Origin of the sequence: Prauserella shujinwangii (assembly GCF_003001955.1) — a bacterium.
In the GTDB taxonomy this organism is placed as follows: Bacteria; Actinomycetota; Actinomycetes; order Mycobacteriales; family Pseudonocardiaceae; genus Qaidamihabitans; species Qaidamihabitans shujinwangii.
On sequence record NZ_PVNH01000002.1, the window covers coordinates 201750 to 222862 of the forward strand.

Annotated in this window: 20 protein-coding genes; 10 read left to right on the forward strand and 10 right to left on the reverse strand. The window is 66.4% G+C overall.

What is annotated here, in order from left to right:
• Positions 1 to 19 precede the first annotated feature (19 nt).
• The 4 genes from B0I33_RS04250 to B0I33_RS04265 are packed head-to-tail and all read right to left on the reverse strand — an operon-like array spanning position 20 to position 4441.
• Positions 20 to 2179: a prolyl oligopeptidase family serine peptidase gene (locus B0I33_RS04250; RefSeq protein ID WP_181193172.1), complete on the reverse strand. Its 2160-nt coding sequence runs from the start codon at positions 2177 to 2179 to the stop codon at positions 20 to 22.
• The gene (locus tag B0I33_RS04255; protein WP_106177201.1) at positions 2094 to 3209 is read right to left on the reverse strand and encodes an FAD-dependent monooxygenase; all 1116 of its coding nucleotides are present in this window, start codon (positions 3207 to 3209) and stop codon (positions 2094 to 2096) included. The genes B0I33_RS04250 and B0I33_RS04255 overlap by 86 nt, the downstream gene beginning before the upstream one ends.
• 30 nt (positions 3210 to 3239) lie before the next feature.
• A complete protein-coding gene (locus B0I33_RS04260; RefSeq protein WP_245900437.1) occupies positions 3240 to 4040 on the reverse strand; it encodes an alpha/beta fold hydrolase in 801 nt (266 codons plus the stop codon).
• Positions 4037 to 4441, reverse strand: a complete 405-nt coding sequence (locus tag B0I33_RS04265) for a cupin domain-containing protein (RefSeq protein WP_106177202.1) — start codon at positions 4439 to 4441, stop codon at positions 4037 to 4039. Before B0I33_RS04265 ends, B0I33_RS04260 begins: the two co-directional genes overlap by 4 nt.
• 93 nt (positions 4442 to 4534) lie before the next feature.
• Between B0I33_RS04265 and B0I33_RS04270 the strand changes: the two genes are divergently transcribed.
• Positions 4535 to 5158 (forward strand): TetR/AcrR family transcriptional regulator, encoded by a 624-nt coding sequence (locus B0I33_RS04270; protein ID WP_245900438.1) that lies wholly within the window; start codon positions 4535 to 4537, stop codon positions 5156 to 5158.
• A gap of 85 nt (positions 5159 to 5243) precedes the next feature.
• Here the strand turns inward: B0I33_RS04270 and B0I33_RS04275 are convergent, their stop codons facing one another.
• The 4 genes from B0I33_RS04275 to B0I33_RS04290 all read right to left on the reverse strand — a co-directional run bounded on the left by B0I33_RS04275 (position 5244) and on the right by B0I33_RS04290 (position 8913).
• Positions 5244 to 6734, reverse strand: coding sequence for an MFS transporter (locus tag B0I33_RS04275; RefSeq protein ID WP_106177203.1), 1491 nt, complete (start codon positions 6732 to 6734; stop codon positions 5244 to 5246).
• A gap of 29 nt (positions 6735 to 6763) precedes the next feature.
• On the reverse strand, positions 6764 to 7258 hold the full coding sequence (locus B0I33_RS04280) for an SRPBCC family protein (RefSeq protein WP_106177204.1): 495 nt from the start codon (positions 7256 to 7258) through the stop codon (positions 6764 to 6766).
• Positions 7259 to 7360: 102 nt separating this feature from the next.
• Entirely contained in the window at positions 7361 to 8581 is a 1221-nt protein-coding gene (locus tag B0I33_RS04285) for an RNA polymerase sigma factor (RefSeq protein ID WP_106177205.1), read from the reverse strand.
• On the reverse strand, positions 8578 to 8913 hold the full coding sequence (locus B0I33_RS04290) for a YciI family protein (RefSeq protein ID WP_106177206.1): 336 nt from the start codon (positions 8911 to 8913) through the stop codon (positions 8578 to 8580). Before B0I33_RS04290 ends, B0I33_RS04285 begins: the two co-directional genes overlap by 4 nt.
• A 99-nt stretch (positions 8914 to 9012) precedes the next feature.
• On the opposite strand from B0I33_RS04290, the gene B0I33_RS04295 reads away from it, so the two are divergent.
• Positions 9013 to 9948 carry an RNA polymerase sigma factor gene (locus B0I33_RS04295; protein ID WP_219927129.1) on the forward strand — a complete coding sequence of 312 codons (936 nt, stop codon included), beginning with the start codon at positions 9013 to 9015 and terminating at the stop codon, positions 9946 to 9948.
• A gap of 19 nt (positions 9949 to 9967) precedes the next feature.
• On the opposite strand, the gene B0I33_RS04300 is transcribed toward B0I33_RS04295, so the two are convergent.
• On the reverse strand, positions 9968 to 10999 hold the full coding sequence (locus tag B0I33_RS04300; RefSeq protein WP_106177208.1) for an aldo/keto reductase: 1032 nt from the start codon (positions 10997 to 10999) through the stop codon (positions 9968 to 9970).
• 129 nt (positions 11000 to 11128) lie between these two features.
• Here B0I33_RS04300 and B0I33_RS04305 point away from each other — a divergent pair, with 129 nt between their 5' ends.
• Positions 11129 to 11734, forward strand: a complete 606-nt coding sequence (locus B0I33_RS04305) for a TetR/AcrR family transcriptional regulator (protein WP_219927130.1) — start codon at positions 11129 to 11131, stop codon at positions 11732 to 11734.
• On the opposite strand, the gene B0I33_RS04310 is transcribed toward B0I33_RS04305, so the two are convergent.
• Positions 11691 to 13034, reverse strand: coding sequence for a GNAT family N-acetyltransferase (locus tag B0I33_RS04310; protein ID WP_106177209.1), 1344 nt, complete (start codon positions 13032 to 13034; stop codon positions 11691 to 11693). The genes B0I33_RS04305 and B0I33_RS04310 overlap by 44 nt on opposite strands.
• Positions 13035 to 13721: 687 nt before the next feature.
• On the opposite strand from B0I33_RS04310, the gene B0I33_RS04315 reads away from it, so the two are divergent.
• The 7 genes from B0I33_RS04315 (at position 13722) to B0I33_RS04340 (ending at position 21093) form a co-directional block, all read left to right on the forward strand.
• Positions 13722 to 14180, forward strand: coding sequence for a winged helix-turn-helix transcriptional regulator (locus B0I33_RS04315; RefSeq protein ID WP_245900439.1), 459 nt, complete (start codon positions 13722 to 13724; stop codon positions 14178 to 14180).
• A gap of 1164 nt (positions 14181 to 15344) precedes the next feature.
• The gene (locus B0I33_RS29605; protein ID WP_181193173.1) at positions 15345 to 15902 is read left to right on the forward strand and encodes a TetR/AcrR family transcriptional regulator; all 558 of its coding nucleotides are present in this window, start codon (positions 15345 to 15347) and stop codon (positions 15900 to 15902) included.
• 66 nt (positions 15903 to 15968) lie between these two features.
• Positions 15969 to 16790 carry an enoyl-CoA hydratase/isomerase family protein gene (locus B0I33_RS04320; RefSeq protein ID WP_106177211.1) on the forward strand — a complete coding sequence of 274 codons (822 nt, stop codon included), beginning with the start codon at positions 15969 to 15971 and terminating at the stop codon, positions 16788 to 16790.
• Positions 16787 to 17794, forward strand: coding sequence for a 3-oxoacyl-ACP synthase III family protein (locus B0I33_RS04325; protein WP_106177212.1), 1008 nt, complete (start codon positions 16787 to 16789; stop codon positions 17792 to 17794). Before B0I33_RS04320 ends, B0I33_RS04325 begins: the two co-directional genes overlap by 4 nt.
• A gap of 3 nt (positions 17795 to 17797) precedes the next feature.
• Positions 17798 to 18553: an SDR family NAD(P)-dependent oxidoreductase gene (locus B0I33_RS04330; protein WP_106177213.1), complete on the forward strand. Its 756-nt coding sequence runs from the start codon at positions 17798 to 17800 to the stop codon at positions 18551 to 18553.
• Between the two features lie 30 nt (positions 18554 to 18583).
• Positions 18584 to 20608, forward strand: coding sequence for a CocE/NonD family hydrolase (locus B0I33_RS04335; RefSeq protein WP_106177214.1), 2025 nt, complete (start codon positions 18584 to 18586; stop codon positions 20606 to 20608).
• Positions 20605 to 21093, forward strand: coding sequence for a PaaI family thioesterase (locus B0I33_RS04340; protein ID WP_106177215.1), 489 nt, complete (start codon positions 20605 to 20607; stop codon positions 21091 to 21093). The genes B0I33_RS04335 and B0I33_RS04340 overlap by 4 nt, the downstream gene beginning before the upstream one ends.
• Positions 21094 to 21113 lie beyond the last annotated feature (20 nt).

Below are 21113 nucleotides of genomic sequence, written 5' to 3' on the forward strand. Positions count from 1 at the left end.
GGACCTCTCTGGGTGCGCCTCAAAGGCGGACACCGAGTTCGTTCAGTGCGAATGCCAGCCATTCGGTCTCTTGCGCGATCTCGACCTCGACGGGTGTCGCCCAGCCATGGCCCGCGTGTTCCCAGATGTGGAGCAGGATCGGCGCGGTCCCTGCCTGCGCCGCCTGCATCCGGGCGGCCCATTTCCGGGCCTGCCACGGCGGGCATCGCGGATTGTTGGCGCCGGCGTCGACGTACACGGCGGGATAGTCGGTGCCATCTCGGACGAGGTGGTACGGCGATATCGACATGAGGTGCACGACGCCGTCCGTGTCGGACGTCTCGCCGAACTCCCGTGCCGTGACGCTGAGATACGACGACCGGAACGCGCCGAGGAGATCGGTGATCGGCACTCGGGGAACTACTACCCGCCACAGCGACGGTCGCTGGGTCACCGCGACGCACGCGGTAAGTCCTCCGTTGGAGAAGCCCGTCAACCCGAGCGCGGAACTCGACGCGACACCGCTCGCGGTGAGGTCCTCGGCGACCGCGTAGAGATCGTCGTACGTGTTCTGCTTGCGGTCGCGGCGCCCTCCGTTCCACCAGGCGAGACCGAATTCTCCTCCGCCGCGCAGGTGTGCGTGCACGTAGGTCCCGCCTGCGTCGACGATCACTCCCGCCTGCATCTGGTAGACCGGCGAGAGGCCAACGTTGAAGCCACCGTGTGCGTAGACCAGCGTCGGCCGGTCCGGCCGTTCGGCCATGTCGGACCGCGAGATGACGTGGTACGGGACGCGAGTCCCGTCCGCCGACGTGGCCCACCTGTCCCGCACGGTGACGCCGTCGAGTCGCACCTCGGGTTCGCGCAGCACGTCGAGCTGGTTGGTGGAGCGGTCGTGCCGATAGACACCCCAGGACGCCGTGAAGGTCGCGAACGGGAAAACGAAGTGCTCCTGGCCGGCGCGAGCCACCAGTTGCATCAACGGTTGCGCCTGCTCACCGATCGCACCCTTGCCGGGGAGGTCCAGACGGCACACCTCGGCGCCGTCCGGCGAGATCACCCGGACACGTGAGTAGGTGTCGACCCATTCCGACACGTAAAGCTCGTTGCCCACGCGGGTCGTGCCGCGAATGACCGCATCCGACTCTCCGACGATCTCGCGCCACGTTCCAGGATCGGCCGGGGCGACGGAATCCATCGCGACGGAGACTATTCGTCCTCGGTCGGCGCCGATCGTCGTCACCGCTACGTAGTCGTCGCCGACGATGTTCCCGTAGAACGCATTGTCCGCCACCGTGACGAACGGTTCCCACTCCCGTTCCGTGGCGGTCAGCCGGCAGCGAGCGAGGGCAACGGGTGCGCGGCGGCCTCCCACGGCGGTTGCCCAGCGTCCGTCGTCGGAAGTCTGGACGAGGACGTACTCCCGGAATCCCTCCGGCAGCGGGATGTTCTCGGGTTCCGTGGCGGCAGGTTCGCCGAGCCGGTGGTAGAAGACCCTCTGCCGAAAATCGGACAGCGGACCGACGAGGGCCAGGTAGAAGAACGCCGTGCAGTCGGGAAGCCACACGACACCACCGACCCAGCCGTCGTGCAGGACACGTTCAATCATGTCCGGGAGCTGTGCCCCGGTGCGCACGTCGTACAACGCGATCTGGTTGTGTTCGCTCCCGTCCCGGCAGATGCCGACGGCCAGGACCTCGCCGTCCGGGGACGGAGCGAACCACGGCAGGGAGGGCGGCTCGGAGCCAGGTTCCGCTGCCGGAAACTCGACGACGATCCGCTCGTCCCGGTACGGCTCGCGCCCGACCACGACGCGGGTCACGCCCGCCACGACCTCGGACCGGAACCAGCCGGACCTCGTCTGAACCGGAACGTCGGCGAACCGTGGGGCCCGATGCCGCAGCACCGACTCGCGCACCGCGTCCAGCTGTCCTCTGCCCCGCACGTAGCGGGCCGCCAGCGCTGCTTGTTCCGCCTGCCACTGGCGGGTCTCGTCGCTGTCGTCCTCCAGCCAGCGGTAAGGGTCTGGAATCGTCGATCCGGCGAACTCGTCGGCGGCGTCACACACACGTGTCGGCGGCCGAGTGTATTCGGTATCGGGCCCCATCGGCGCGCTACTGACCGGCCTCGACCGGCTGGAGCATCTGGTTCCGCTCGATGATCGCTTCCTGTGTGGGCGGCACGATGAGCGCGGCGCCACCCTCGACCGTGCCCTGGGCGAACTCGACATAAGGCCGCATGCGGGCCTCGTAGCGCGGGAACGCCGTGACGTGGTCGCCATCCGATCGGTCGAGCTCCTCGGCGAGGAACTGGGCCCCGATCATCGCCAGGGACGTGCCCCGGCCCGCGAGCGGGGACGCACAATAGCCGGCATCGCCCACGAGCGCGACCCGGCCCCGGTGCCAGGTGGGCATGTGAATCTGGCTGACCGAATCGAAGTAGATGTCGGGGTCGTCGCGCACCGCGTCGAGGATCGCCGGGACCTTCCACGAACGACACTCGGCGAACTGGTCGAACAGGATTTTCTTCTTCGCTTCGACGTCGCGGTAGTCGTAGTCGATGAGATCCGACGCGAACATCATGACTGCGATTGCCTTGTCCTTGAACCGGCCGATGCCGGCCAGGTGCCCGGGATAGTTGAACATGGGGTTGATCCGCTCGGCTTCGGCATCGGCCTCGCCGGGCATGTCGATGCTGGCGACGTAGAGACCGAGATGCCGGATCCAGTTCCGCTCCGGACCGAACACCAGCCGCCGCACCGTCGAGTGCATACCGTCGGCGCCGAGGACGAGATCGTAGCTCTCCGGGTCGCCGGAGGCGAACCCGACATCCACCCGGTCGTCGTGCTCGGCGATCGAGTTCACCGACTGGCTCAGCCGCAGGTCCACGGTTTCGGGCAGCGCGTTGGCCAGGATCCAGTACAGGTCCTCGCGGTCGATCTCGATGTCGTCGGGCGAATCGCCGATGTCGTCGGGCAACCGGCCGATGGCCGTGCCGTTCTCGTCGACGAAATGCACCTGCTCGGTCATGCGGATCCGCGCGTCGTGGATCGCGGGCAGGAGGCCCATCTTCTCGGCGATCTCGATCGCGTCGCCGCGGATGTCGATGGGCGAACCGTTGCCCCGAAGATGATCGGCCCGCTCGACGATCGTGACGTGATGACCTCGAATCCCGAGGTCGTATCCGAGTGAGAGACCGGCGACACCCGCGCCGGAGACAAGAATTTTCATGCGTTCTCCTTAAAAGCGACGATGGGACTCTTAGCGCGCCGACTGCGACGGGTGGGCGAGCACGAAATCGCGGAGCAACCGGGCGGTTTCCTGCGCGAACTCCACCATGAATCCGTGGCGCGCCCCCGGCATCACCTCCAGCCTCGCCCCGGGGATCGCGTCGGCGATCTTCTGTCCGATGTCGGGAGGGGCCGCGGGATCGTCCTCGCCGTAGATGAGCAGGGTGGGCGCCGTGATCTCGGGTAGGCGATCGGTGACGTCGAAGCCCGGGATCGCGGCCAGTCGCCGCGCATCCGCCTCCGGTGAGCGGTGGACCAGTATCGACCTGAGCTCGGCCACCACCTTCTCGTCCGCTTGCCCGCGTTCGGACAGGGCGAGAGCGAGCATCCGCGCATCGCGCTGCGACGGCGACAGCTCGACGATCTCGGAGACCGCGGGTGTGTGCAGCGCCGAGGCGTTGGAGTAGGTGGCGCCGACCGTCAGCGACTGCACGACGTCGGGCACCGATACCGCGACCTGCAGGGCGATGAAGCCGCCGAACGAGGATCCGAAGATGTGCGCCCGTTCGTACCCGAGTCCCCTGATGAGCGCGGCGCAGTCCCCGGCCAGGTCGGGGATGCCGTAGGGGTCGGGCGGGTTGACCGACGCTCCGGAATCGCGCTGGTCGTAGGCGATCGCACGGATGCCGGCACCGAGCAGGGGCCGGAACGTGTCCCACTGGATGTGGGTGCTTTCGCCGCCGTGCAGCAGGATCACCGGCTCGCCGGAGCCGGACTCCGCGTAGGCGATCTCGATCTGGCCGGCCTTCACCGTGCCCAGTGACGTGCTCACGCCTGCTCCTCCGGGTTTCCTCCGGTGAACGTCCCGCGGCCGTTGGTCTGCCCGGGCAGGCGCTGCGCACTCGGCGATCGTTCGCTGATCAACTCGATGATGTAGTGCGTGACCGTCTTGTCACCCACGTTGCGGATGCGGTGCGGGGTGAGGGGCTCCGCGGTGCCGACCGTCTGGAACAGCACGAAGCCCGGCTCAGCCGCCAGCGAGATCCCCCAGTCGAGGTCGCCGAGGTTCTGCCCCACGGCCTGCCCGCTGTCCGGCCACAGGACCAGGTGGTCGTAGTGGTGCTGGTGGAAGTCGAACATGCCGCCCGGCTCCAGCGTCATCGACCAGACGCGCACCCGGTCGTTCTCGAACACCAGGGTGTCGCCCGGGGTGCTCGGATAGGTGGGTCCCACAACGCTCACATCCTTAAAGAGACTGATCGTCTCTTTAAGGTAGCCTTGATCCACCGAGGTGTCCACCGAGGGGTAGATGGGAAAATCAGAGGCGTGCCGGAGAACGTGGAGACCTCGGAGACGGCCGACGCCGGCGCACGACCCGCAGCGCGACCGGGCGGCCGCAACGCTCGGGTGCGGTCGCAGATCCTCGCGGCGACGACGGAGCTCGTCGCCCGAAACGGCGTGGCCGGCCTGCGTTACGAAGAGATCGCCGAACTCGCCGGCGTCAACAAGAACAGCGTCTACCGCAACTGGCCGGACCGCACCGAACTCGTCAGCGACGCGCTACTGCAGTACGCGGAGGACTCCGCACCCCTCCACGACACCGGCAACCTCCGCCGCGACCTGGTCAACTTCTTGATCGTGTTCTCCGAACGCCTGTCGAGCTCGATCGACCGGGCCATCCTGCAGGCCACCATCGCGGCACCCGGGAACACAGATCTCGACAAGGCGGTCCGAGCTGCCTACGACCGACGACTCGCCATCGCCCGAAGGCGATTCGACAGCGCCGTCGAGAAGGGCGAGATCCCCCCTGTCGACAGCTACTTCGTCACCGAACTGCTGTCCGGCCCGGTGTACCTCTACATCAACCGGCGACGCCACCCCTTCACCCGGGAGGTAGCCGAGAAAATCGTCGACATCGTCCTCGCCGGGATCCACGCCACCACGCCGTAAGGTCCGATCAGCTACCCGCTCTTGGGGTGAGGCCGCTGGTCACCCGTGGTCCCACCCGTTGGTGCTCCCGCCGGGGGCGCGCAGGTCAGCGGCGGGTTTCCGAACCGATCGGGCTCTTACCGGGTGGCGGTTGCCCGCCTGGTGTGCCGGTCTCGTGATTCCGCGGGCCAGCACCGCGCCGGAAACCGGCCACGGCGGTGATGGCACCGAGGCCGGCGAGGATGCCGATCGCGGCGAATGCGGTGTGAAAGCCGCCGAGGCCGGTTCCGGCCACAAGGACCGTTGAGACCGCGGCGACGCCCGCCGCACCGCCGATCTCGCGCATCGTCTCGATCAGGCCGGAGGCGAGTCCGGATTCGGATTCGGTGACGCCGGACAGCGCCCCGATCTGGAGCGACGGTCCACAGAGGCCGAAGCCGAGCCCCGCGAGCAGGAACGCCGGCAGCAGGTCGGTGAGGTAATCGCCGTCCCCGGGGACCCGCGTCAGCCACACCATCGCGGCGGCCATCAGGGTCAGGCCAGTGGCCAGCAGGCGGCGGACGCTCACGGTCGTGGCGAGGCGGCCGGCGACCACCGATATCGCGAACTCGGTCGTCGTCGTGGCCAGCCATGCCAGGCCGGTTTGCGTCGGCGAGTAGCCGAGCTCGTGCTGCATCAGCAGCGATCCGAGGAAGATGAACGAGAAGAACGTACCGAACGCCAGCAGCGCGGTGACGTTCGCCGCGACGAGCGTGCGGTTCCGCAGGACTTTGCCGGGCACGAGCGGGGCCGGGGAGCGTTTCTCGACCCTGACGAACACCGCGATCAGCGCGCCGGCCACGCCGAACCACGCCAGCGTGGCGGGCGAGGTCCAGCCACCGGTCGAAGCGTGATGGAGTGCGTAGACGAAGGCCAGGAGCCCGCCGGTCACCGTGCTCGCCCCGGCGACGTCGAGCCGCCCGGAACGGGCGCCGCGCTCGTCGGCCGCAAGACCGGTGATGGCCAGTGCGATGAGCACCAGACCCACCGGAAGGTTGATGAAGAACGCCCACCGCCAGCCCGGACCGGCGGCAATGAGACCGCTCGCGACCACGCCCACCGTTCCGGCCGCTCCGGCCACGGCCCCGAAGATGCCGAGGGCCCGATTGCGTTCCCGGCCCTCCCTGAAGGCCACGGCCAGCAGTGACAACGCCGCCGGTGCGATGAGCGCACCACCCAGCCCCTGCAGTCCGCGCGCCGCGATCAGCACGCCACCGTCCTGCGCCAGACCCGCCAGCAGCGATGCGGTGGTGAACAGGCCAAGGCCGGCGAGCAGGACGCGGCGCCGCCCCAGCAGATCGGTCATCCGGCCACCGGCAAGCAGGAAGCCGCCCAGTAACAGGCCGTAGGCCACGACAACCCACTGCACGCTGCTCTGGCTGACGCCGAGGTCGTGCTGGATCGAGGGCAGGGCCACGTTCACGATCGCGATATCCAGGCCCACCATCGCCTGCGCGGCACAGGCCAGCCCCAGTACGAGCCCCTGGCGCGGGTGTGCCGACTTCTGGTGCGCTGCCGGTGCGGCGGCGCTGTTCCCGGAACTCTCGACGACGGCCATGGTTCGACAACCTTCCGCTCGCTGCCGGCTCAGCGGCGGTAGCTCGGGATGGGCTGGCCGGTGCCGGTCGCGATCAGCTGCGGCAGGCTGGTGCTGATGTAGAAGGTCCAGCCGCTCGAGCACGCCTCGAAGCACTCGGACTCCGCCGCAGTGAGTCCTTTGTGGGTGAAATGCAGTGTCGTAGCCCGCGCGTCGGCTGTGATGTCGAAGATGACGTCGGTGCCGGTCCACTCGTCGCTGTCGGCGACGAAGGTGAGGTCCGCGTCGAGGACGTGCCAGACGACCCGCACGCCCGGCTCGACCTCGGTGAGCTGGAACCGGGCGAAGCGGATGCCCCTCTTGCCCTGGGCGACCTCACCGGCATGGGCGTAGTCGTCGGTGAAGACGAACTCGTCGTGCAGGGCGACCGTGTCACCGATGATGTTCTCGTTCCACCATCCACGCACGTCGGTGATGGCGGCGAAGACCTCCTCCGGGGACTGGTCCACGGTCATGGTGGCGGTCAGGTACTCGGTGTTCGACATCCTCGTTGCCTCTCTCCTTGGTGGGTTTTGCCCACCGACGAAGGAGGCCGCGCGGGATCGACATCGGTGCGGAAAAAGTTCGAGAAAGTTCGACGGCGCTGGTCAGAGGCTACGGAGCCGTGCGGTCAGGTAACGGCGTTCGGCTTCGGTCGGCGCCAGTTTCAGCGCCTCTTCGTAGAAGGAGGCGGCCTCGGCGAGGCGGCCGTCCCGGCGGAGCAGGTCGGCCCGCGTCGCGGGCAGCAGGTGGTAGCCATCGAGCTTGCCGGACCCGGCGAGCTCATCGACGAGAGCGAGTCCCGCGGAGATTCCCTCGGCCATGGCGACCGCGACGGCGCGGTTGAGCTCCACCACCGGGGACGGCGCCAACCGCGCGAGCTCGCCGTAGAGAGCGGCGATCTGTGGCCAGTCGGTAGCCGCGGCGTCCGGCGCGGTGGCGTGGCAGGCGGCGATCGCGGCCTGCACCTGATACGGCCCGGAGTGCCGCATGGCCAGCGCTTCGTCAAGCGTGGCAACACCTTCGGCGATCAGTGCGCGATCCCACCGGGACCGGTCCTGGTTCTCCAGGGTGACCAGCACGCCGTTGTCGGTGCGGCTCGCGCGGCGGGCTTCGAGCAGCAACATCAACGCCAGCAGGCCGCGCGCCTCGGGCTCGGCCGGCATCAGCCGGACGAGCATCCGGGCGAGGTGGATCCCCTCAGCGGCAAGGGCCCTGCGCCCATCCGCTGCTTCGTCGTAGCCCTCGTTGAAGATCAGGTACAGCACCGCGAGCACAGCGGTCAGCCGCGGGGGCAGCAGCTCCGCGGGCGGCACGCGGTACGGGATGCCCGCCTCGACGATCTTGCGCTTGGCACGCACCAGACGTTGCGCCATCGTCGTTTCGCCGGTCAGGAACGCCTTGGCGATCTCGCCCGTGCTCAGCCCGGTCAGCGTGCGCAGCGTGAGCGCGACCCTGGCAGGGAACGGCAGCGCGGGATGGCAGCAGGTGAAGATCAACCGCAACCGCTCGTCCGGCACCTCCTCCACCGGCGGCTCGATCGACGCACGCTCCAGCACCGCGAGCTGGCGCAGCTTCGCCGCGCCCACCGTGTCCCGCCGCAGCCGGTCGGTCGCCCGGTTCCGGGCCGCCGTGGTGAGCCAGGCGCCCGGACGGTCGGGAACCCCGTCGCGCGCCCAGGTCTCCAGCGCGGCGGCGAACGCGTCCTGCGCGCAGTCCTCGGCCAGGTCCCAGTCCCCGGTCAGCCCGATCAGCGTGGCCACCACCTGGCCCCACTCGTCCCGGTACGCCGCATCGACCGCGGCCCGAACGTCTTGCGGCGCGGTCATTCCCACACGGGGCGCACCTCGACACACCCCTGGCTCGCGTAGGGATGCCGTGCCGCGAGCGCGATCGCCTCGTCCAGATCGGCGCACTCGACGATGTCGATACCGCCGATGAAGTCCTTCGTCTCCGCGAAGGGACCATCCGACACCAGCGTCTCGCCGTCGCGGACCCGGACCGTCGTCGCGTCCGCCACCGGACGCAGCCGCGCGCCACCGAGGGTGCCTCCGCGCCGATTCACCTCCGCCTCGTACGCCTGGTACGCCGGGTCCGCCGCGATCTCCTCCATGGACGGCGACGCCTTCTCGTCGTCACAGATCAGCAACACGTATTTCACGGCTCCACTATGCCCGACATCTCCGGCCTGCTCGAACCGTCACGCCTCGGACACCGTCCGGAGACGCTGTTCGGCCCGGCGCGCCGGTAGGCTCGAGACGTGAGCTGGGGGACGGTGGGGGCGCCGTGCGACGCTGAGTTGGTTCGTGCCGCGCAGTCCGGTGATGGGCGGTGTCTGGGGCTGCTGCTGGCCCGGCATTGGGCGGCCATGCGGGCGGTCGCGTTGAGCATTCTGGGGCACCGGCCGGAAGCCGACGACGCGCTGCAGGAGGCGGCGCTGACCGCCGTGCGGCGGATCGGCGACGTCCGGGATGCCACGGCGGCCGGGCCGTGGTTGCGCATGGTGGTGCGGAACGTCTGCCGGACGCAGCTGCGTGGCAGGACGGAGCTGCCCGCCGACCAGATCGAGCTGCGGGCGCGGCCCGCGCTCGGGGCCGATCCGGCGGAGCTGCTGGACCAGCACGCCGCCCGGGACTGGGTGTGGCGCGCGCTGGAGGAGCTGTCGCCGAACCTGCGCCTGGTGATGATGCTGCGGTACTTCACCGAGGTCACCGCCTACGACCAGATCGCGGCGCTGTGCGGGGTACCGGTGGGCACGGTGCGCAGCAGGCTCAGCCAGGCCCGCACCAAGCTGGCCGACGCGCTGCTGGCGACGGCCGACGCCGTGCACGGCGACGCCGCGGCGGTGACCGGGACGCGCCGGGCCGAGGCGGAGGAGATGCTCCGCGCCGCGGAGCGCGGTTCCTACGCCGAGGTGCTGGCGGCGACCTGGTCACCGGAGGTCGAGACGACCTGGCCGAGGGGCGACCGCACCCGGGGCCAGGACCATCTCGTCCGGACGATGTACGGCGACGTGGCGGACGGCGTGCGTTACCGGCTGACCAACGTCGTGGCGAGCAGCGCCGTGACCATCCTGGAAACCGACCTGGTCAACCCACCCGGCGATCCCTTCCACTGTCCGCCGAACGCGGTCTGGGTCGAGTTCCTGGAGGAAGGCCGGGTCCGGCACCTGCGGGTTTTCCATCCCGCTCGGTAGCACCCGCCCCGGTCGGCGGTCAGGCGGCGGAGCGCTCACCGGCGGGCCGGCGGCGGAGGGCCGGGCGCTGGACGGCCGGGGGAAGGTAGGCGGACTGGTCGGGGGCGCCGATGTCGGTGCCGGGCGGCACGATCTCGTCGATCCGGTCGAGAATCTCGTCGGTGAGTGTGACGTCGACGCCGGCGAGCAGGTCGTCGAGATGTGCCATCGTGCGCGGCCCCAGTAGTGCGCTGGTCACGCCCGGATGAGCGATCACGAACGCCATCGCGAGGTGGGTCATCGGCAAGCCTGCCTCCGCGGCGAGCGGAACGAGCTTCTCCACGGCGTCGAGTCGGCGCTCGTCGTTGAGGCTCGTGAACATGGCAGCGCGGCGAAGGTCGGTCTGCCGGCCCTTGCGGACGCGCCCGGTGAGCATGCCCTTCGCGAGCGGGCTCCACACCAGCGTGCCCATCCCGTAGCGCTGGGCGGTGGGCAGCACCTCGGCCTCGATGCCGCGGTTGAGGATCGAGTACGTCGGCTGCTCGGTGCGGAACCGTGCCAGACCGCGCCGCTCGGCCACCCACTGGGCCTCGACGATCTCGGAGGCGGGCATCGTGGACGACCCGATCACCCGGACCTTGCCGCTGTGGATCAGGTCCGACATCGCCGACAGCGTCTCCTCGATGTCGGTGTCGGGGTCCGGCCGGTGGATCTGGTAGAGGTCGATGTGGTCGGTCCGCAGGCGGCGCAGCGAGTTCTCGACGGCGGTCATGATCCAGCGCCGCGAGTTCCCCCGGTGATTGGGGTCGTCCCCCATCGGGAGATGCACCTTGGTCGCCAGGACGACGTCGTCGCGACGCCCTTCGAGCGCCTTTCCCACGATCTCTTCGGACTCGCCGCGGGAGTACGCGTCCGCGGTGTCGATGAAGTTGATCCCCGCATCCAGGGCCCGGTGGATGATGCGGACGGAGTCGTCGTGGTCGGGGTTGCCGATGGACGCGCCGAACATCATCGCGCCGAGTGCGTAGGGGCTGACCTTGATGCCGGTCCGGCCGAGGGTGCGGTACCGCATGTGTCGTCTCCAGAGGGTGGTGGTCGAGGTGTAGTAGCCGGTCTGTCGGTGCCGTACCCTGGACCGAAACGGAAAGCTTTTCCGGAACTATACGGAACAACGTTCCGGTTATGCAAGCTAAGGAGGGTCGTGGCGGAGAACACTGCGCCGACCAGGGGTGACGCGCCGCGTCGGCTGCGCGCCGACGCGCAGCGCAACATCGACTCCCTGCTTGAGGCGGCGAAGACCGTCTTCGCCGCCTCAGGCGTGGACGCGCCCGCGAAGGAGATCGCCGGCCGGGCTGGCGTCGGAGTCGGAACGCTGTACCGGCACTTCCCGCAGCGCTCGGACCTGGTCAAGGCCATCGTCCAGAGCGAGATCGACGCCTGCGCCGATGCGGGACCGGCACTGAGCGCCGCACACGAACCAGCCGAGGCACTCGCGAGGTGGCTTCACCGGTACACCGAGTTCCTCGGCACCAAACGAGGACTCGCGTCGGCGCTGCACTCGGGAGATCCGGCGTTCGACGCCCTGCCCGGCTACTTCATGCAGCGGCTCGGCCCCACCCTCGCCACCCTGCTCGAAGCCGCGGCGGCCAGCGGCGCGATTCGTGCCGACATCAGCGCCAAGGACCTGCTGTACGCCGTCGCCAACCTGTGCGTCCCCGTGGCCGGCCAGGGAGCCGAGTACAGCCAGCGCATGGTCGCGCTCCTCATCGACGGACTACGCTACGGCGCCGACCGTCCGCGGTCGTGATCGAAACCGGCCAGGTCTCACCGTGCTGTCGCATCCGCCGGGATACTCGGAAACTGAACAGGCGATAGCGCGTCACCGGCTGGAAGCCCATCCGCAGGTACACGGGCTCACCATCCCTGCTGGCCTGCAGCGTCGCGACGCTCAGGCCGCGCTCGCGCCCGGCGCGCAGCGCCGCCGCGGTGAGGGCCGTGCCGATCCCGCGGCGGCGGTGGCCGGAGCCGGTGGTGACGACGTAGACGCCCGCGACGCGGTTGCTGATCGAGGTGGCGGCGGTGCCGACGACGCGGCCGTCGAGACGGCCGACGAAGCGGATGATCTCGTCGTTCCGCCTGGTCCGGTTGACCTCCCGCTCGATCGTGGCCACCACCGCGGTATCCGGGACACCCATGGGAGACGAGTAGGCCTCGACGAACTCGGCGATCCCCCTCGTGTCCTCGACCGGCTCGATGACCAGACCGGCGGGCCCGGTCGCCTCCCACGTCCGGTCCAACCGCACGGCCAGGACCGGCATGGTCTGGACCTCCGTCGCACCCAGCGACAGCAGGCCCTCGGCGACGCCGGGATCGCTGTCGGCACCGACCCACCAGAGCCAGCGCGTGCCGTTCAGCCGGCGTCTGGCCTCGGCGACGGCATCGTCGAGCCGACGACGACGCAGCCGCAGCACCCCGTTGAGGAGAGGATGCGGCAGGTCACTGCGGTACAGGGGCAGGTCGGCGTCGACCGGATCGGTGCTGCCCCAGCCGAGCCAGTAGGCACGGCTGTTGGCCAGTTGCGGCATCAGGTCGTGAACCGAGTCGACAACGTGTGGTGAAGGTTGCATGCCCACAAGATGCGAGCGCGACGCGGAAAGTTCGAAGCCCGCCACGTTTTCTTCGAACCCGTTTCGGCTCAGGCCCCGCCGAGCCGTACGCGAAGGTCTCCTCGTGACCACGTTGCCGGACAGCAGGGCCACGACCGCGACGGTCGCCAGCGACAATGCCACCCACGGCGAAGACCAGGAGCGTGCCCGGCGACCGCGGAGGGCCCGGCGCAGGCGTCGACGATGCGAATCCCGCCGGACGTGATCACGACTTGGTGACATCCGTCCATCGCGAGGTAAACGACGGTCAGTACCGCAGGCGGGGTCAGGGCAGCGACGTCGATGAACAGCGGCAACGCCCTCACGCACGGCGAGCACCAGCACACCCTGCACGAACACGCTGTCCGAGTCCGGCGGCGTCGCACACGAGGTCGGCGGCGACCATGAGTCGCCCTGCACCGTGATGCGTTCCAGGAAGACCGCTTCCACCATCGACGTCATGCGTGTCCGGCAAACGAGCCCCTGGACGCGGTCGCGCTCGCTCGGTAGGCCAGCGGATGATCAAGGCAGTATCCGCCTCACCCCGGCCCACCAACACCAAGCAGGCGTTGCCCACCGATTCGAAGGATCGATTCAGTGTGTGCGCGATGTCGCGTGGAGGGGAGGTCGCTGCCCCCGCTCTTCGAGACTATTCGGGGCTTCCTTTCGGATCCTCCTGTTCTCCACCGGACTTTCACAGAGTGCCCCTCAGGGACTCTTCCATCGCCAAACCGAAGGCGGACATACTGCAAGGAAGGAGCGAGCGAGTTTGGGCGACTGAAGACGTAGAGAGGCAAGACTGGGAGCGCAGCCCGAGCCTGAATGCCGACGGGCTCCGCAGACCCGCTGACTGCTGTCCTCGCCGGCAGTGGGCACTCTCTTCGGGCTGACTCGGTCAGAAGTGGCCGTCAGCGCCGTCAACCACCGCTGTCGCTCTGAGCGGTCACCGGGCAACGAGTAGGACTACAGTAGTGTTGGCGTTGTTCCTTGACGCGATGTGGGTTCATCCGTACAGGCCTTGTGCGGCCGATCGGCACAGAGGGCCAGTCACAGCAGCGAAAGCGAACGGGTCGCCCGAGAAGGCCTTCGAGGCGACCCCGAAGGGGCGGCACGGCAGAGCCGTCCGCTATTCAGGGGGTACGTGTGCACGTGGATCAGGAGCTCCTGCATCACTTCTACGACCTAAGGCAGCTACTTATCGACAAATGGGCACCAGCGATCATTGTAACACTTGCCCATGGCAAAATGCGCCGCGCTGACATTCTCACCACCATCAACTCTTTCACATATGGAGAAGAATGGACGGTTCAACCGAAACAATTGCAGGACAGCATCCTGTCCAGAACATTGAAGAGGATGACAGAAGAAGGCCTCTTGGTGCGCACACAGGAGGACCTCAGATCTTTTCCCGCGGAGGTCTACTACTCGTTGAGTCCGGAAATGGAGGAGTTCCTGACCGTTGTCGAGCCCGCGGCAGCGTGGGCTCGCCGTCACGCTGATCTGCTGGCACGGGCGAAGGCACACCGACGGCAGACTGAACATGGCGATGCTGACCAGTCGGGCGGGGTGGGTGCTGATTCACCAGACCCTAGCCCTCGCCTCGCGTAGGAAGTGGCGGCCCCCGCGTGACGACGCCCGACCACGAATACGCAACGCTGGTACGAGTCGGCCACCCGATTCAGCATCGTGGATAGTGTTCTCGCGTGCACGTGGGGATCGGTTGCGACCTGTTTCCGTTCGCCGTGTCGACGCACTCGGCGGCGGGCCCGGCCACGTGGTGACGGGCACGGCCGGTGGCCACAGGATGGCTTTGAACTGCCCGGGGCGCGTCCCCGTGGGCGCATGATGCCGCGCCAGCTCAGCAGCAGCCGCTCAGCATCGTGCGGATTGGGCGCTGGCGCACGTGTCGGCCAACCATCGAGAACACCCTGCTGCTGATGAACTTACGTCGAGCGCGACCTTCAGCACGTTCCTTGCGAACGGCCCCACCAGAGCGTCAGCTCCGGTCAACGTCTGCCCGCGTACCGCAAACCTCGGCCGCCATCAACACCACCCGCCGCGCGCCGCCGCGCCGCAACGTGGCGCAGCCGACTCTGAGCGACGCCGCACAACGGCAGGACCTTCTGGTGCGGAAGATCAACACGTTGTCCGCCTACTCGCACTTTGACGATTCCCAGTCGCGCCGCGGACGCACACCTGGGCCATGGTGCAGCAGGTTCTTGAAAGGCCCCTCCTGGCTGTGAGCACACGCCCGCGACGGCTCCCGGCCCGAGCCCGATTGGAACCGCATCGGGTGAGCCGTAGCCCGGACGAGTGAAGTACGTCCCGAGGAGACCAGTGATCCGCGCTGCGGTGCCGTACTGACTTTGAAGTCCGTATGGCCTCGTGATGTAGACCTGAGACGGCCGATGGGACCTACGGTGAAGGAGATCCACTATGAGAGCTCGACTTGAGTCGAGCATCGACGCCGCTCAGCCTCACGGATCGTTAGTCGAAACTGCGCTCTCAAAGTATCGCCACGAGTTCTGATTACGTGTTCGCATATAGGACAGAATCGTTCGCAATCTGGAATACCCTGGAACGTGTTCGTGAAGTAGATTCATAACAAGCCTGGATATGAAACTCCTGGGGGCCGCGACGAGTATGCTCACGAAGAAGAGTCCGTGCGCCTTGGGCGACTATCGACCGCCATACTGTAGGCGCAGCGACGAAAACGATCCATTGCCTCGCATAGCTGAGATTGTGCAAGAGCAGGGATTCTTGCACTTGACAATGGACGACCTGAGTCGGCAACTCCGCTGCTCCAAGTCGACACTGTACTCGCACATTCCTAGCAAGCAACTGCTCGGACCTATCGTCTCGAGGCTACTGTTCAGAAAAATTCGCCAGCACCTTACGTCGACATTTGCGGAAAAACTTGGACCGACTGAACGGCTGGCGGAATTCGTCGTGATATCGATCCTACACTGGCAGCGCACCAGCACCACCTTCCGCGAGCAACTCGCAAGCACCGCTGCGACCGCCAGGATCTATGAAGCCGGCTTGCGCCACGCCACCATGTACCTGGAGAAGGTGTTCGCGGCCGGAATCTCCGAGGGAACGTTCCGCTCTGTGCATCCCACCTTCGCGGCCACCGCAGTAGTCAGGCTGGTCGCGGATCCGGGATCGCGACCACTCAGTGAGCATGATCCGGTGATCGCGTCCAAACGAGTAGAGACACTTCTCGACTTTGTCATTCACTCCGTATTGAACACGACGTCCGGCACCGACACCGTCAATTACTGGACACGACAATTTACATCGTTACATTGCCATTCATTGGAAACGTGAGCGTGATAACAGAGGAACAACTCCTCAATACTATCACTCGGTAGCCAGAATTTGCCTGGAGGGTTTGTGACGGGGGAGACGCATGTCGGAGATGTGCTGATCACCGAGCAGCCGGATGTGATCACCGCCATGATCAACCGGCCGACCGTGCGTAATGCGATAAACGAGGACGTCATCGATGGTTTGTGGGCAGCCCTAAACCTGGCGGTATCGCGCACTGCCAAAGTGCTTGTCGTACGCGGCGCGGAAGGGTGCTTCTGCTCAGGCGCCGATCTGACACTACTACTACGACTCCGTCGTCGACCACCGGCGCTCAGCCGGTTCATGACACGTCTGGGTGACCTTCTCACCGCATGGGAAAATGCGCCGCTTGCGACCATTGCGGTCGTCGAAGGGTACGCCGTCGCGGGAGGTTGCGAGCTCCTGCTGGCGTGCGATCTGGCGATCGCGTCCTCCACGGCGAAGATCGGTGACCGACATGTGGAAAACGCTCTCGTCCCCGCCGCCGGCGGTTCCGTCCGCCTCACACGGGCACTGTCGAAAGCTCGCGCTCACTACCTGCTGCTTACCGGAGATCTGCTTTCGGCCCAGGCCGCCGCAGAGTGGGGCTTGGTATCGCACGTCGCACCACCGTCACATCTACACGAGCATCTCGGTCGTATCATCGACCGGCTCGTGACGAGGAGCCCGGACGCGCTCGCCGCCATCAAGGACATGATGCGCTACGTATCGGAGCATCCCCTTGAGGTATCACTGAGGCTCGAACGCGAAATCTTTCTCGCCCACAGCGCCACCCCTGATGTCGAACAAGGTCTGCACAAATTTCATGCGCGAAAGACGTCCCGTCCCGGTATCAGCGGTTCGACAGGAGGATTACACCGGCCATGAGCATCGGAATTCTTGGAACTGGTTCGTACCTACCACCAGCCGTCCTGAGCAGTATCGAGCTCGGCGAGCGGCTCGGCGTGGGGGAGGAATGGATAGTTCGCAGAACGAAGATCCGTGAAAGACGTGTCGCGGGACCCGACGAAGCCACCTCCGACCTCGCGGCTCGCGCGGCCGAATTCGCGCTCGCGTCAGCAGGTCTTTGTCCGCTCGATATCGATCTGATCGTCGTCGCGACATCGACGCCTGACCAGCCGATACCAGCGACCGCCAGCATGGTCCAAGCACAGTTGGGCGCTTTCCAGGCGGCTGCTTACGACGTCGACGCCGTGTGTACCGGCTTCCTCTATGCACTCGTCTCGACTCACGCCCTGCTGCAGGCGCGTCCCACCCCCGCCCGCGCGCTCGTGATCGGCGCCGACATCTACTCGCGCATTCTGGACTACGATGATCGGCGAACGTGCGTACTGTTCGGGGACGGCGCAGGCGCTGTCGTGCTCGGTCCGGTCAATCCGGGTAGCGGTTTACTGTCGAGCGTGCTCGCATCGGACGGCACGATGGCCGATTACGTCCAGATTCCGGCGGGCGGAAGCCGGACGCCGACCAGCGTCACGACCGTCAAAAGCCGACAGCACTATTTCACAATGCGAGGCCGCGAGGTTCGTGAACTGGCCACAAAGGTATTGCCGAGGACCGCTGACGAGGTAAGTGCGGCAATCGGCGTCAACGTCACGGACATCGATCTCCTCGTACCTCACCAGGCTAATGGCGTGCTGCTGGATGAGCTTTCTCAGGCTCTCGACATGGACGGAGAACGCATGCACCGAACAGTTGAGCGGTACGGCAACACCGGCGCCGCGTCTGTTCCGATTACCTTGGACGAAGCGGTTCGGCACGGAAAGCTGCACAGTGACGATCTCGTCCTGCTGCTGGCGATTGGGGGAGGAATGACTTGGGGTGGCGTAGCCCTCAGGTGGAGTCGTACTGCAAACCTCGATGCGGCATGACCCATGTGCGACCACAGGATTCTCGAAGGCCGCGTCGTTATCATTACAGGCGCGAGCCGCGGCCTGGGACGTGAACTTTCTCTGACGTTCTCAGATCAAGGCGCTCATGTTGGCCTTCTCGCACGCGACATCGCAGCACTCGAGGAGGTGTCCAGCCAACTGGCCAATCCCAGCATCGCCGTCCCCTGCGATATCGCGACTCCGAGGTCCCTCGAGGATGCCTTTGCGAAAGTGAACGCCACGATGGGGCGAGTGGATGCTGTGATCGCCAACGCCGGTATCGCAGCTCCGAGCTCAAAGGCACAGAACTTGTCGGTGACAGAATGGACCAGGGCTCTTGACGTCAACCTGACCGGATCGTTTCTCACCGCACAGGCCGCGTATCCGTACCTCGCCCGAACGGGGCACGGTCGGTTGGTCCTGATGTCGTCGGTTATGGCGGCTATCCCGCGGCCGGGCCTCGCCGCCTACGCGGCAACGAAGGCCGGAATCGAGGGACTGACCCGCGCACTGGCCGTTGACTGGGCCCGTGACAGCATCTGTGTGAACGCGATTGCCCCTGGGTTCTTCGACGCGGGGCTGGGCACAGCATTCAAGAACTCCGAACGGTTACGCGACGCGGTTCACCGGCGAACTTTACTGGGCAGGTTCGGCGAACCACGCGAGCTCGCGATGTTGGCAAGTTTTCTCGTGAGCTCTGCGAGCGGCTACCTCACAGGCCAGACACTTGGAATCGATGGCGGATACGGACGAGCCTGATCCGAAAACATACAGTTGGAGCAAAACACTATGCCGCATCATTTCCGGCCTCTGCTGGGCCGCTCACGTCCGCAGGAGTTCACCGCACGAGAAATCACGAACATCCGAATTCCGTCGGCCGTCCCCGATCAAACCCTGGGCGCCGACGCGTACTTGCCTGACGCCGACCGGCCCGTTCCCGCGGTCGTGACGTTGTACAGCTCACCGAAAGACGGTTTCGGCGGACTGCGGCATCGCCGTTATCTCCGCTACTTCGCGGAGCGCGGCTTTGCTGCCGTCTACGTCGATTGCCGCGGCTACGGCAGTTCGGATGGGGTCCCTCAGCCAATGGTGAGTCCGGAAGAGATAGCTGACGGCGAGCACGTGATCGACTGGGTCGCGCGCCAGCCATGGTGCGACGGCAGTGTGGGGCTATGGGGGCTGTCGCACGCCGGCATGATCACCCTCGGGGTCGCAGCACGCAGGCCTCCGGCGCTCAAGGCCATATGCCCGATCATGGGGCTTACCGACATCGAAACCGATCTGGTGCATCCTGCGGGACTGCGCGGCGGTATGGTCATGTTCGGACATCTCAGCACCTATGACTTGCTCAGCGGCTTTCAGCTTCCGCTGCGCAGTCACGATTACCAGAACCGGATGCAGGCGTGGAAACAACGGATCGAAGAGTTCACGCCGTGGTTCGTCGATGCCTGGCAGCTCCCACCAGGTTCCGCAGAGTGGCGGCAAAGAGCCATCGATGTGTCGGCCATCACAGCGCCCACATTCTGCGTCGCGGGGTGGCGCGACTTGTTCTGCGATGCGATGATTCGCGCCTACGAAAATATCACTGCGCCAAAGATGCTTCTCGCCGGGCCATGGACGCACACCTTTCCAGAGGCGGCAAAGGTCGGCCGCGCCAATGCCGCGGCAATCGTATGCCAATGGTGGGATCGTTGGCTTCACCATGGAACAGTCCACGATTCCAAAAGCGAGCCGGTGACATTCTACGTCCAAGGTCACGAGCCGAGATGGGTGCAGGCAGCGTCGTGGCCACCGCCGACATCCGAAACAACTTACGTGGCTACGACCGAGGGCGGCCTGTTCCAACGAGAGCCGGCAAGCGAGCGTTCCACGTCGGCGAATGCCACCACCGCTGTGCTCTCCAAGAGCCTTGATCCGACCGTCGGCGTGCTCAGCGGCCTGTCTGTGCACAGCGCGCTGAACTTCGGGTACCCGATGGATCAGCATGATGACGACATGCGGTCGCTGGCCTTCACCAGCTCACCGCTGGACCACGCCATCCACATCGCGGGCCGACCTGTGGTCACGGTCGCCCTGACCGAGGCGACTACGGCAGATCGCTGCGTGGTCAAGTTGTCTGACGTCGACGACAAAGGCAGGTCGCTGCTTATTTCCAAAGGCTATCACGACCTGCGAAGCCTTCGTCGCGGATCGGAACAATCGTGCACGGTACGCGTCGAACTCGATCCCACGTGCTACACACTCCCGGCCCGCCATCGCCTCCGACTAATCGTAACCGATTCCGATTTTCCCCGGCTCTGGCCGAGCGGCGAGGAAACCACTGTCGCTGTCATCACTCATAGACGGGGCCCGACTGCCGGCCGGACCAGCTCACTCACGGATGGAAAGCAAGTGACGTCACTGCGCCTTCCACTAGCCGATCCCACACAGTGGGAGGACGTCGACTTCGCAGCTCCGGACCGGCCGGCGAGTGTCCGACCTCGTAGATCCCCTCCTGAGCACTGGGAGGTGGCGCGGGATCTGGAGCGAGGGACTGTACGAGTCGGGTTCGATACCACGATGTCGGGCCACCACATTCGTGGGAGCGCGAAACTCTGGAAGCGACATATGGCCGTATCTGTAGCGACAGGCAGCCCGACGCAGGACCAGCCGAGCCTCATCGCGAGCGGCACCGACTGGGCCGAAACCGAAACGGGCTCGGCAATCGAAGTAACATCGCGCATCGAAATGGGCACAGACTACGCTCGCCTCACCGTCTCCACACGTGTAGATCAATGCCTAATGGCGGAACGCACGTGGAGCTTAAGTCAATGAGCACCTACGGAGATCCTGACGCGGAAGTCGTTGTGCACCCCCACTTCGACGAGTGCGTGGGGTGTGGCCCGAAGAACAGCGGCGGCTTGAAGCTGCAGATCCATCAAGGCTCGGACGGGCTTTGCCGCACCCTGTTCAGGGTGTCGGCCGAGCATCAAGGCCCGCCTCGGGTCGCTCACGGGGGAATCCTCGCGCTCGCCCTCGACGAGTTGCTCGGCACGGCGGCATATCAAGGACTTGGGCGAATGCTGGTCACGGAGCACCTGCAAGTCTGGTATCGGAAGCCGACGCCCGTCGGCGCCTTGGTCTACGCAATGGCCAGGCTTAAGCAGGTCGACGGACACAAGGCCCATCTTGTGGGCGAGGCACGCCTGAACGCGCCAGACGGCACTATCGCGGCACAGGCGGCCGCCACGGTGGTACTGCTCTCCCATGAGCGTTATCACGCACTCTCTGGCCCGCCGGAAGCCGCCTCGGGCAGTTGAGTACCCGAGGCGGCAAACCG

Coding starts and splice junctions, on each gene's coding strand:
- B0I33_RS04330 (WP_106177213.1), top strand. CDS start 17,798: ATGTGCGACCACAGGATTCTCGAAGGCCGCGTCGTTATCATTACAGGC.
- B0I33_RS04275 (WP_106177203.1), bottom strand. CDS start 6,734: ATGGCCGTCGTCGAGAGTTCCGGGAACAGCGCCGCCGCACCGGCAGCG.
- B0I33_RS04325 (WP_106177212.1), top strand. CDS start 16,787: ATGAGCATCGGAATTCTTGGAACTGGTTCGTACCTACCACCAGCCGTC.
- B0I33_RS04340 (WP_106177215.1), top strand. CDS start 20,605: ATGAGCACCTACGGAGATCCTGACGCGGAAGTCGTTGTGCACCCCCAC.
- B0I33_RS04255 (WP_106177201.1), bottom strand. CDS start 3,209: ATGAAAATTCTTGTCTCCGGCGCGGGTGTCGCCGGTCTCTCACTCGGA.
- B0I33_RS04285 (WP_106177205.1), bottom strand. CDS start 8,581: ATGACCGCGCCGCAAGACGTTCGGGCCGCGGTCGATGCGGCGTACCGG.
- B0I33_RS04335 (WP_106177214.1), top strand. CDS start 18,584: ATGCCGCATCATTTCCGGCCTCTGCTGGGCCGCTCACGTCCGCAGGAG.
- B0I33_RS04310 (WP_106177209.1), bottom strand. CDS start 13,034: ATGACGTCGATGGTGGAAGCGGTCTTCCTGGAACGCATCACGGTGCAG.
- B0I33_RS04280 (WP_106177204.1), bottom strand. CDS start 7,258: ATGTCGAACACCGAGTACCTGACCGCCACCATGACCGTGGACCAGTCC.
- B0I33_RS29605 (WP_181193173.1), top strand. CDS start 15,345: ATGGACGACCTGAGTCGGCAACTCCGCTGCTCCAAGTCGACACTGTAC.
- B0I33_RS04300 (WP_106177208.1), bottom strand. CDS start 10,999: ATGCGGTACCGCACCCTCGGCCGGACCGGCATCAAGGTCAGCCCCTAC.